8 protein-coding genes are annotated in these 12,232 nt (G+C 50.4%); 3 read left to right on the top strand and 5 right to left on the bottom strand.

The genetic code is table 11. The features are described from left to right. Positions 1-50: 50 nt before the first annotated feature. The gene (locus BW941_RS01535; RefSeq protein WP_076513772.1) at positions 51-4,292 is read right to left on the bottom strand and encodes an FG-GAP-like repeat-containing protein; all 4,242 of its coding nucleotides are present in this window, start codon (positions 4,290-4,292) and stop codon (positions 51-53) included. A 211-nt stretch (positions 4,293-4,503) separates the two neighbouring features. Further along, complete coding sequence (locus tag BW941_RS01530; protein ID WP_068435924.1) at positions 4,504-5,544, bottom strand: DUF2333 family protein; 1,041 nt, start codon at positions 5,542-5,544, stop codon at positions 4,504-4,506. 175 nt (positions 5,545-5,719) lie between these two features. Between BW941_RS01530 and tsaA the strand changes: the two genes are divergently transcribed. Continuing rightward, a complete protein-coding gene (tsaA, locus tag BW941_RS01525) occupies positions 5,720-6,412 on the top strand; it encodes a tRNA (N6-threonylcarbamoyladenosine(37)-N6)-methyltransferase TrmO (RefSeq protein WP_076513769.1) in 693 nt (230 codons plus the stop codon). Here tsaA and tmpT read toward each other — a convergent pair. Both tmpT and BW941_RS01515 read right to left on the bottom strand, forming a co-directional pair. Then, on the bottom strand, positions 6,396-7,064 hold the full coding sequence (tmpT, locus tag BW941_RS01520; RefSeq protein WP_076513766.1) for a thiopurine S-methyltransferase: 669 nt from the start codon (positions 7,062-7,064) through the stop codon (positions 6,396-6,398). The two genes, tsaA and tmpT, sit on opposite strands and share 17 nt — an antisense overlap. A 102-nt stretch (positions 7,065-7,166) precedes the next feature. Beyond that, complete coding sequence (locus tag BW941_RS01515; RefSeq protein ID WP_068442415.1) at positions 7,167-8,009, bottom strand: metal-dependent hydrolase; 843 nt, start codon at positions 8,007-8,009, stop codon at positions 7,167-7,169. 158 nt (positions 8,010-8,167) lie between these two features. Between BW941_RS01515 and BW941_RS01510 the strand changes: the two genes are divergently transcribed. Together BW941_RS01510 and BW941_RS01505 are read left to right on the top strand one after the other, a co-directional pair. After that, positions 8,168-9,193 carry an AraC family transcriptional regulator gene (locus BW941_RS01510; protein ID WP_076513764.1) on the top strand — a complete coding sequence of 342 codons (1,026 nt, stop codon included), beginning with the start codon at positions 8,168-8,170 and terminating at the stop codon, positions 9,191-9,193. Positions 9,194-9,241: 48 nt separating this feature from the next. Further along, positions 9,242-10,552, top strand: a complete 1,311-nt coding sequence (locus tag BW941_RS01505; RefSeq protein WP_076513761.1) for an RsmB/NOP family class I SAM-dependent RNA methyltransferase — start codon at positions 9,242-9,244, stop codon at positions 10,550-10,552. 347 nt (positions 10,553-10,899) lie between these two features. Here the strand turns inward: BW941_RS01505 and BW941_RS01500 are convergent, their stop codons facing one another. Beyond that, a complete protein-coding gene (locus BW941_RS01500; protein WP_076513758.1) occupies positions 10,900-12,063 on the bottom strand; it encodes a type III PLP-dependent enzyme in 1,164 nt (387 codons plus the stop codon). Between the last annotated feature and the right edge of the window lie 169 nt (positions 12,064-12,232).

The raw sequence follows: 12,232 nt of genomic DNA, 5'->3' as shown, positions 1-12,232 counted from the left end.
AATGAAACGGAGGCGAATTTACTACAGCTTCATGACGGATTTGTTACATATCAGTCATTGTAGGATGGATGCTCAATAACCATGAACTGGTTAACCGGAACATCACTCAGAATGGTAACTTCCCCGTCTGGCCACTCGACTCGCAGTTCGCTGACAGCGTCATCGCCTGCTAAGCCGAAGTGTAGCTCTGGTGCATTATTGGACATGTAATTATTCTCAAAACGCATTTCCCGGTACTGGTTGAGTGTTTCACTGGTCGCATATACCTTGGCACCGTAAGCGAATTGATTACCACCTACCCCACGCAGTCTTACATTCAGGAAGTTGTCGTCCGCAGTAATTAAACGACGGAAATGATTTTCATAATACGATGGAAATCCATTGTGGTTCATAATTACGATGTCGATATCGCCATCTCGATCAAAGTCATTACAGGCAATTCCCCGGCCTTCACCAGTATCATCAATATGACGCAATGCAGCTTCCTCACGGAAGGTGCCATCCTTATTGTTCATATACAATCTTGCAGGAGTTCCATGAAAGTCCGCAAGGACACCAGTGTCACGCCCATGACTGCGCGCTAAGACCTTAGCTGCAGTATGGATCGCTATTAGCTCCGCTGTGAAATCTGACTCGCTGCTATACCTGTTACCTAAAGTGCTATTAAGTGCCTCAAAGCCCGAGAAATACTCTAACGCACTTTCGATAAGGCTACTTACATCTTCGCTTGCCAAGGCATAGATATCAGTAACCCCGACCCATCCGATCACGTCAAATATTGGATGTCCAAAGGTACTGTTATCATAACCAAAGCCATTTACCTGAAAAATATCCAGCCAGCCATCATTATCGAAGTCCTTCATGCAAGCCCCCCACCCCCAGTCTCCTTCAGAGACCCCAGCTTGGACAGCTATCTCAGAAAAGATAATACCCTCTTGAGAAGACGAGTCATTGCGATAAAATCGATTAATCAATTCATCATCATATTCATTGAAGTGAATATTGGTTACAAACCAGTCTAAATCACCATCATTATCGTAGTCGCCAAGGGCGCTACCCATTGCATTCCTATCAGTAATGACGTCGCTATCGGTGATATTCTCAAACACTCCATCTCCAAGCCCTGAAAAAACTTGGGTGGTTCGGAAGTCAGCTGCGACCAATAAATCTGTAATTCCGTCTTTGTCTATATCAGTGAAGCTAGGAGTAAAAGTGTAGTCCCTGGAGCCAAAGTCACCGTAGGTTCCATCATCAATTCTGGGAGTAAAGAATCCACGGCCATCATTTTCCCATAAGTGAACTTCATCCAGCATGCTTAACGTATCCCAGTTACTACTGAACAAATCGAGATCACCATCTGAGTCGACATCGGCGAAGGCAGCATTATGCGTCGTCCGGATAGTGTTGTGGCCAAATTCCGTTACACGAATAAAACCACTTCCGCCATTATTAAGCCATAATTTTGAATCGGTCTCGTAGAGGTGACCGACAAAAATATCAGGCCAGCCATCACCATTAATATCAGTAATAGAGAAAGCAGCAATATCTCCACGCGTATCTAATCCGAAGTTATCGACAGCTTTTTGAAATTGACCATTTTGATTAATATATATTTTTATCCCTTTTTTATCACCGAGTCCGATAGCCAAATCAAAATCACAATCTCCATCCAGATCTGCTGCTGCTATAGAGCCAATGACAAGAGCAGTTTCTGCAAGAGATCGAACATCGGAAAGTACTTGATATCCAATTTCATGAGAATCGAGAAAGCTAAGCAGATTCGCACGCTTAAACCCTGGGGTTATCTCTACCTGAAGAGGGCTTGTTACATCAGCCAATGAGCACTGAGAAAGATCAAGAGCTAAAACACCGGATAGATCCGGAAACGCTGGTTGCACTGGATCTTCCGGTGAGGGTTCTGAAATACTAAAAATCTCACTATTGTCAAAGAAAGAAAAAACAGGCTCTAACCTCATACCATCGGGCGAAGGCTCGGTATAGTCGGGCATCCATTTTGCTGTGCAGCTGTGGTCAGTAAGACACGCTGAGCTTAGTGATCTTAGTAAGGCAACATAATCTTCCAGTCCTGTATCATCAATAGTTCCGAGCTTTACCTTAGAGCGTTGGCTATTCGTGGCTTTCCAGGACGTGAATTGACTGGCTATAGAATCAACCTGCCTCTGATGTTCACTAGTATCCAGGCCTAATCCGCTGAACTGCGCTAGATGATCCAATGAAAAATCGTAATTATATAGCTCACTGACCGGATCGAAATGCCACTTCACGGCTGTCTTCAGATCGGCAATCGAACCTGCGTGCATATAAGGCTCGGTTAAAGCCACATTGAGCAGGCTTGGGGTTCTAAAGCTGTATTTCGTTTTTGAATCTGCAACAACGTTATATCTTCCAAAGTCTTGCGAGAAGACGTTCTTTCCCCTGCCTATCTGAGGGGTTGCTAATGGGTAGTAATTTTCATCTGAAAAGTGCGGTCCACTATGACATCCGGAGCAACTGGCCCGGTCTCTACGGAAGAAAGCAATAGCTCCTCTCTTTGCACTGCTGTTTATCGCGCCAAGATTACCACTTAAATACTCAAAAAAAGGATTATCGAGAGCCACCTGCGACCTCTGATACTCACCTAACGCAAAGGCGATACGATCATAAGTTATCAATCCTTCATCAGAGCTAATATAGTCACCAAAGGCTTCTCTAAAATAGCTCTCCCAACCTCTGGCGAGTAGCTTAGAAGCCAGCAACTCTCGAGTATCATATGAAGAACTGCCCGCCGCCGGCGAGAAGCCTCGCATTTCATCCACTGAGGTTACCGGAAAGCGCGCTTGAGCTACCGTTAGGTTCTCTCCTGCGTTCGTGTCTGGTCCTCCAAAGTGACTATCTGGAGTGCGTATTAACTCTCCTTTCCCGTTCTCTGATTTTCTATCCGTGCCGACATAATATGAGCGCACAGCATCATACTCGATGGTTTCAATACGCCCATCCCAGAACATAGCCCTGTCGTAGAAGGCAATATTGAACGTTGTAGGGCTATTGCGCGGAACGTTAGGCCCGAAGTCAGCTTTAGGGTCGATGTAGTAGTTCCCATCATGTCGGCGCCCAGGTCCGACAATCAGCGGATTATGAGCGCCAACACCGACGGGCAAACTGAGATTATCGGTTCCAGCAAGTCTTGGGTCGTGGCAACTCGCACAGGCCACATCATCACCAAAGCTGAGAGATCTGGAGAAAAACAGCTCTTTGCCGAGTTCGACCAGAGCATCTCCGGGCTGAGGGACGACACGACCTGTCAGTTCAGATGGATCAAACCCAATGTCAGCGATAAGCGCCAGAAGTTCAGTGTCCAGTTCGGTAGGCTCAGTAACAACATCAGGCTCACTCCTTTCTGGATCGTATGGGTAAGCGTCTGCACCATTCAGAACGCCATCGCCATCTATATCGTCATCAAGAACATCTGGAATAAAGTCGCCATCAAGGTCTGCCGGCTTATCGTTCACATCCAGTGGGTCAGAATCAGCTTCGACTTCGTCACTGTCGGAATAGCCATCGTTGTCGTCATCAGTATCCGTGTTATTACCAATCAGATCGCCATCGGTATCCAGCCATTCATTGGGATCAAGAGGCAGATCATCATCACCATTCAGATAACCGTCGCCATCAATGTCCGAATCTGTAGCGTCAGGAATACCATCCCCATCGAGATCATCAGGATGGCTTGAGGCATCAAGAGGGTCGGTACCTGCCACAACTTCGACAGTATCTGGGTAGCCGTCATTGTCATCATCAGGATCTGCGACATCTCCGATGCCATCCAGATCAGAATCGCTTTGTTCGAGAGGGTCGAGAGGAAACGCGTCGGCAGCGTTCGGCGTACCATCGTTATCAATATCATCGTCGAGGACGTCAGGGATTCCGTCACCATCCAGATCAGCGGGAAAAGACTCTTCATCGAGAGGGTCTGTGCCCAACTCAATCTCAACCGTATCCAGAAAACCATCGTTGTCGTCATCGGTATCAGCATTATCACCGGTGCCATCACGATCGGTATCCAGCCATTCGGAGGCATCAAAAACAAAGGCATCATTTATATTGCGTACGCCATCGCCGTCGATGTCGTCATCCTGGGAATCAGGAATACCGTCATCGTCAGTATCTACGGCTTCTTCTGGTGTAGCAGGTGCAGTATCAGGAGGCGCTGGCGTATCGTCGGATGATCCAGTACCACCACCGCAGGCAACCAGTAAACACGCGCTCGTAATTATTGTTATGAGTGCTTTCAATGTTGAAGGTCCAAGTCCGGGACAATAGTGATCCCTTCACTGCAAAGGCAGAAAGGGCCATATACACCATAGTTATGCACAAACAGGCCAACAAAACCAGACAACAAAACGTAAATGCGTCATCAGTCTGATTAAATTGTAGATGAAGTCTTATTTCTGAGAGGGGAACTGCAGATGCCGCAGGTGACGCGGCATCTGGGTGAGCAGGTAATTAACCCTGAGCAAGCAGCTCACGAAGGTCAAGAATCGCCGCATTAGCTCGGGAGATATAAGACGCGAGTACCAGCGAGTGGTTAGCGAAAACACCGAACCCACTGCCATTCAGTACCACTGGAGACCAGAGTGCTTCCTGAGTAGCCTCCAGTTCGCGGATGGTCTGCCGTAGACCAACCAACGCGTTCTTCTTCTCCAGAACCTCCTGGAAATCTACCTCGATAGCACGCATAAGGTGCAGAAGCGCCCACGAAGTGCCGCGCGCTTCGTAGAACACATCGTCAACCTCAGTCCACGGAGTTCTTACCTCTTCCTCTGAAGGGAGAGGAGTCGCGCCTGTATCTTCATTGAGACGACGCTGACCTACCGATGCGCTCAGACGCTGAGAGAGGCTACCCAGGCGGGTTTCAACATCCAGCAACCACTGACGCAGATTGTCCGCGCGTGCGTAGAACTGCGCCGTCGGCTCATTTGGATCAGACAAGCGGGTCAGGTAAGACTGCAGAGCTTCGAGGCCACGCTTGTATTCACCCTCGGAATCAGGGACCAACCAGCTGTTACCGTCAAAATGCAGCTGCGGCTCAGCAATTTCCAGATCTTTATCTTCCGTCGACTGACTCTGCGAGCGGCTGAAGTCTTTGCGCAGTGCACGGGAGAAGTCACGTACCTGAACCAGTACACCAAACTCCCAGCTAGGAATGTTATCCAGCCACACCCCCGGAGGGAAAATATCGTTCGAAAGATAGCCACCCGGCTTGTAAAGCATAGTTTCAGTGATCTTCATCAGGGTAGCGGTAGTGGTGAAGCCACGAACTGGCTGAACACCCATTTCTTCTGCCCGCGTATTCGCTGACGCCTGGACGTTAAATGTCTCCGGCTCCTGCGACCAGAACATACCTACTACCAGCGCAACCAGAAGATATAACACCACCAGCCAGACGATCAGACGTCCGGAACCACCTTTGGCGTCCTTTCGATCTGCCATCCAGTCCTGAAAGCGTTCTTTCGTATCCTGTACTCGATCCTGCAAACCACTCATAGGTTCTGATCCTTAACTATTCAATCAACAAAAATTTCAGAGGGACAAACTACTGTCCGGGCTTGATGATAACGCAATTCACCGATTAAAGGAGTATCCACAAGAGCCAGCTACCGGGGGAAGTCCCGTCACTCACGCCAAAGCGGTATACTGCCAGTCGCCAACGGAGACCTGTATGCCCACTTTAGACATTCTGGCGTTAGCCCGATCCCCCTACAAAGAGAAGTTTGCCATCCCTCGTCAACCCGGCCTGGCACCTTCGGTTTTCACCCGGATAGAGTTACAGGCACCGTTTGACGACCCCGGAGCACTACAGGGGCTGGAACGGGTGTCGCACATCTGGCTGATATTCTGTTTTCATGGTGTTGGAAGCCGCCCGGAATCACTGCGTGTCCGTCCGCCACGGTTAGGTGGTAATCAGCGCATTGGTGTATTTGCAACACGCAGTACGCACCGCCCCAACGGACTGGGCCAGTCACTGGTCAAAATTGAGAAAATAGAAGGCACCACGTTGTTGATTTCGGGCGCAGACCTTCTCGACGGCACCCCCATTGTCGATATAAAACCTTACGTGCCCTACACCGACTCTGTACCTGATGCGACAAATACGATAGCTCCCTCAGAACCGGAATCACTCGATGTGAGCTGGTCTGACCGAGCCCGCCGACAGGCGACTGCAGAAGCCGCCCGACTCAACGAGAATGTTATTGCTGTTATTGAGGAGTGCCTGGCTCAGGACCCACGCCCAGCCTACCAGGCGCATGATCCTGAACGGGAATACGGCGTGCGTCTATGGGATCTGAACATCCGCTGGCGCTATCCCTCCGACCAAAGCATTGTAATTACCGAGGTCAGCCCTTTGGCGTGAGGCGAAGCACTTTTTCACGCAACGCAGAGAGGCCACGCTCGCGAAACTTGGGCTCATCAACCAGGCAGTCTTTGTCGGCCATCACATCAATGTTCATCGTATCTGCGTAAAACGACTCAACCTGTGCCTGATCCACAGCAAAAGGGGGTCCCGACATCTCGTTCTGGTCGTACTCAAAAGTAACCAGCAACTGAGGTGCATTTTCTGACACCTTCAGCAGCTGACTGGCATAGTCGGCCCTCATCTCTTCAGGCATTGCGACCAGTGCTGCACGATCATAAACCGCATCGATTGGCCCAGTATCAAAAGAAGTCAGACTGAACCAATCACCGCAAATCAGCAGAATACCTGCAGCCCGGTAGAGAATGAGGTTACCCACCTGCTGCTTATCGACCGCCAGACTGAAGGTCTCTTCGATCGACTCAGCCAGTACATCCAGCGCAATTTCACTCAGCTCTACGCCTACGACCTGATAACCTTCACGCAATAGCCATAGGATATCTACCGACTTTCCACAGAGTGGTACCAGAACACGCTCGCCAAGATCGACAGGAATGGTATGCCAGTGACTGGTAAGAGCGGGATTGGTATCGTTCAAGTGAAAACCAATCTCCTGTTTTTCCCAACGTTCGTGCCAGAAATCGTGCTTCATAAGCGCTCCACAGAATTAAATCTGGCGGCATTATGCCTGAGCTATTCACAGACGAAAACGCCCGGCAATGCCGGGCGTCGTCAAACAATATCGCTCTAAAGATTAATTGACCTGCAGTGCAGCAATATCGGGGTATCTCTCTTCCCAGTTCTCAATCAGGTAGTTCTGATCAATATCCCATGGATGGAAACCGGTTTTGAAGAACTTCGCTAATCCTTTCATGTTATCGCGAAGGACGCCCTTCTTACCCCAGAAAAATACTGCGGCTTCTTTCCACTCTCTCCAGCTTGGAAAGTGACGCTGAGAACGCAGTAGCCAGACCTGATACATAGCCAAACGAGAAAACAGACTGATCATAGAAATCACCATCACCCGCTTGCGCATAAACTCGTCATTCACGTGTTCACGGTACACATCAAATGCGACGGCTTTGTGTTCAATCTCTTCCACGGCATGCCAAAGCAGCATTTTACGAACCGTTGGATCTGCATCTTCAAGTATCTCGGGATTCTTGAGCAGGAACTCAGCCAGCGAAGCGGTGAAGTGCTCCATAGCAACGGTGAGGGCGAGCTGGCGTTCGCGGCTGAATTTCTTCAGAAAATCAACGCGCTTGTGCAAACGACCGACGATACGATCCATCGGAAACCCCATATCAGTAATCGCCTGGTTTAGCGCTTCATGCGACACCCCATGGTGAGCTTCCTGACCAATAAAACCACGAATCTGCTCTTTCAGAGTCTCGTCTTTGATGTCGTCGCGGTAATTGCGTACAGAGTGAATAAAGAAACGTTCACCATCTGGGAAAAGCGCCGAAAGAGCATAAAAAAATGTACTGATAAGCGAGTTGTTTTTAAATGCGTATTTGTTCATTGGCGATTCGGTATCGAATGCCATGCGACGCGGTTTAATCTCAACCTGCGCAGATTTATTTTTAATATTAGTCATACGATTCCCCTCTTAGAGAAGCCTGTCCACGAATTGTTAATTTATGTATCGTTGGCCAGAATTCACATACCTGACATGTAATCACTATGACATACTGATCCGAATATTTTGGGGTGCTATGCTTTCACCCTGTGGTTCAAAACTGGCATCTGGTATTTATGACGACTAAAACCATCGGATCGGGTGAGCACAGACTCTCGTCTGATTACCTAATACTGCTTGGCGAAATGGCCTTCGAACGCGGCATTCCTATGTCTGCGCTGCTTGAGGGCACCGGACTACCTGAAAACCTGATGTTCATGCCCAGCGTGCAGATCGGACATGAGTCCGCTTTGCTACTGATCGACAACTTCCTCGAACACGTTGACCTGTCCGCTGCGTTGGAATTCGGCAAGCGTATGACCCTATCCAAGCATGGCGCTCTTGGCTACGCTGCCCAATACAGTGCGACCATGGAAGATGCCGCGGGCAAAGTTGAACAGTTTATCGAAACTCGGGTGCAACTATTTGAGCTGCGCCGCGAGACGGATAAAAGCAGCCGTCACCTTTACATCACCACACGCATTCCTGACAGCCGGGCCGGACTTTTCATGGTTCTGGCTTTTCTGGCCAGCGTCGAGACCATCTGCCGTACTCTTGTACCTGCAGAGTCGCGTAACGCCCGCAGCATGATTCAGATTGCCTGCCGTGGTGACCTATCCACCCAGGATATCTTACCCAATTGCGCTGTATACACTGGTGCCCCTATTAACTGCCTGACCTGGCCCCGCAAGGCACTCGACGGCATGCTTCCCTTCTTTGATCCTAAACTGGCCGATCTTGCCCAGCAGGAACTGACCCAGGCGATGACACAGGTGACCGAGACCAATACCATGGCGGGTAAAGTCAGAGAGATACTTAACGATCACCTGGCAGAGATGCCAACCGTGGAGGATGTCGCGAATATGCTGTTTATGTCGGCCGCGACCCTGAACCGCAAACTCAAAGCCGAAGAACGCAGTTTTCAGCAGATCAAAGACGAGCTGCGCTATAGCAAAGCACAACGCCTGCTGAAGGATACTACGCTGTCGGTGGATCAGATTGCAGACCAGCTAGGCTACAGCGACGCAAGTAACTTCGCCAAAGCATTTAAAAACTGGTCCGGCGCCAGCCCGAGCCAATACAGACAAGGCAGTACGGGCTGATCACTTTCGGGTATACTGCGCCGCCATTCTCACCGGCCGGAGACACCTATGATCGACAAGCCCTTACTGATCAACTACAACCAGCTTCATACGCTCTGGCTGAAATGGTTAAGCCAACCCGCTAACGCGCACTTTGATCGCTGGCTCAAGCATGAAGCAGCCAGCTGGCGTAAGCGCTTCCGCGAAACCATGCCTCTGGAACTCGGCAGTGCCATGCAGCATGCACTGCGTTTCCGGCAACTCGCCTGCGCCCTCGAGTTAATCCATGAGAGAGGTCTGGATCAGGACTGGCATGCATGGACTGAACAATGGAACCCTGAGCAGGCCGAGAGTCTCAGTCGCAATAACTTCTGGTTCTGGATTCAGCGCCGCAGCTACTCGCAATGGTACATCCCAAAAGATTGGCAAGCCGGCAGTCGCAAGACCACCGTCGACGATACCGCAGCCTGGGTTCGTAAGAATCCGGACTCACCTCTGGCCTACATCTGGTTTGGTATCGACGCCTCACTCGCCGATGCAATAGAGCGCCGCGCAGAACTGGCTGGCTGGAATGACAAACAGCGCCAGGAATTCATGCGCATGCAGCAGAGCCGCCCACCACTCTGGTTGCGCCCGGCAGCTGAGCAGGATGCGAAAACCCTACGCGATGAACTCAAAGCAGCAGGCGTAGAAGTTAACCTCAACAAACACGGGCTGTGTGCCACCGGCGGTTTCGGTGTGCAACAGACCGATGCTTATAAAGAAGGTCGTGTTGAAGTGCAGGACTTTGCCAGTCAACAGATCGCTGCCGCCGTTGATGCACAAGCCGGCGAGAAGATCTGGGATGCTTGCGCAGGCGCCGGTGGAAAGACTCTGGCTATCGCCGACGGCATGAGTGGTAAAGGCGCCGTGGTCGCAACCGACCTGAAAGAATTTAAACTCACTGAACTGAAGAAACGCGCGAAGCGCGCTGGCATTGCCAATATCCGTACCTTTGTCTGGGATGGCGAAGCGCCGTTACGCCTGCCCAAAGAAATTGCCCGCCAGAAGGGCTTCGATAAAGTCCTGATTGATGCGCCCTGTACGGCAACCGGTACCTGGCGCCGTAACCCGGATGCGCGCAATCGTCTGAGCGAAGCCTACCTCAAGGAATTGACTGGCTTACAGCAACAGCTATTGGACAGTGCGAGTGAGGCCGTTCGACATGGCGGTAAGCTGATTTATGCGACGTGCAGTTGGCTGACCGAAGAAAACGAGGAGGCGATCGAAGCCTTTCTGAAAAATCACGCTGACTTCGCTCTGGAAAGTTCGCGACTGCTCGGTGCACCGGATGTCGATTCCGATACCATGTTTGTTGCTGTAATGAGTCGTCAAAACTGATTTATAGCCCAGCTGACTCTCATATCCGTTTCTGCATAAGAGCTTCGTTTGCTGGGCTCAGCAGACATCCAGGCGGCGCCAGACAATAAAGGCGCCGCGCGACCGTCAGAGCAAAATCGAGCCCTGAAATCTACCTACCGTCACGTAACTGATATGTTTTCAGGGCGGTTTATTTTGCGTGTCGCCGCGGTAACTGAGATTGACTGGAAATAAGCCGGCTGTGCTGCGGAGCGCAGTCAACGAAGATCAACTCTCTGCGAATCCCTGAAGTACAACGGAATATGGGTCAGCGGAGTGATAAAAAAAGCCAGGCGGTCAACGCCTGGCTTCTTTTTTTACAGGAGAGATCAGATGCAGATCGTTTTTAACGGAGGGAAACCGTTAAATTCAATCGCACTGTAGGTGGTGGTGTACGCGCCGGTGGAGAACCAGTACATACGATCACCGGCTTCGAGAGAGAGTGGCAGTTCATACTTGTACTGTTCGTACAGGATGTCAGCCGAATCACAGGTCGGACCTGCAATAATCACCTCTTCAGTGTCACCGTCTTTTTCCACATAAAGCGGATACTTAATCGCCTCGTCCATCGTTTCAACGAAGCCACCAAATTTGCCGATATCGGTATAAACCCAGCGGTCCAGACCGGTACGGTTCTTACGGCTGACCAGCACCACTTCGCTGACCAGAATGCCTGCGTTCGCAGCCAGTGATCGACCCGGCTCGAGAATAACGTCAGGCAGCTCGTCGCCGAAATCCTCTTTCAGGAATCGGGTAATCTCTTCTGCGTAGGTCTCCAGAGGGTTGGTGCGGCTGATGTAGTTCGCCGGGAACCCGCCCCCAAGGTTGACCATTTTCATCTCAATGTTCTCTTCTTCCTTCAGGCGCTCGAAGATCCACTTCACTTTAGCGATCGCAGAGTCCCAGGCGCCAATGTCGCGTTGCTGAGAGCCAACATGGAACGAAATACCATACGGTTTCAGCCCCAGGTCACGTGCCATAATGCAAAGCTCAATGGCCATATCTACATGGCAGCCAAACTTACGCGACAGTGGCCAGTCTGCGGTCTGAGAGCCTTCGGTCAGAATGCGCACAAACACTTTCGACCCCGGAGCAGCTTCTGCAATATTGCGCAGATCGGCTTCGGAGTCCGAAGCAAACAGACGCACTCCCTTCTCATAGGCATAGCGAATGTCTTTTATCTTCTTGATGGTGTTACCAAAACTGACACGGTCACCACCCACACCCAGCGACAGAACCTTATCGAGTTCGTAACGGCTGGCAATGTCAAAGTTACAGCCACGGTCACGAAGAATCTCAAGTACCGCCACCTCAGGATTCGCTTTCACCGCGTAGTAAGTGTTCGCGTAGGGAAAGCAAGCCATCAGGTGATCCAGTTGCTCGCCGAAGGTTTTGGTATCCACAATCAGTACAGGCGTTTCCTGCTGATCAGCGGCCGCTTTGATGCGGGCAAAAGTATCGGCGTCGTAATAGGCTTCCGGTTGGGTCAACATCAGGCTCGCTACCTCCTTAGGGTCAGACTGCTGTGCGTTTGAAGTCGCGCAAAGATAGAGGATTTATAATAACAGTACAGTGAAATTTTCTTACCCTTACGATGAGAAAATCACGTAGGGCGGATTGTCCGTTCCAGTGCAACAGACTCTGCCAGAGCCTGCAAGCACA

Source organism: Thalassolituus maritimus (assembly GCF_900156675.1).
GTDB lineage: Bacteria > Pseudomonadota > Gammaproteobacteria > Pseudomonadales > Oceanobacteraceae > Thalassolituus > Thalassolituus maritimus.
The sequence above is the reverse complement of the archived record's forward strand: the minus strand, read 5'-3'. Positions and strand labels throughout refer to the sequence as shown.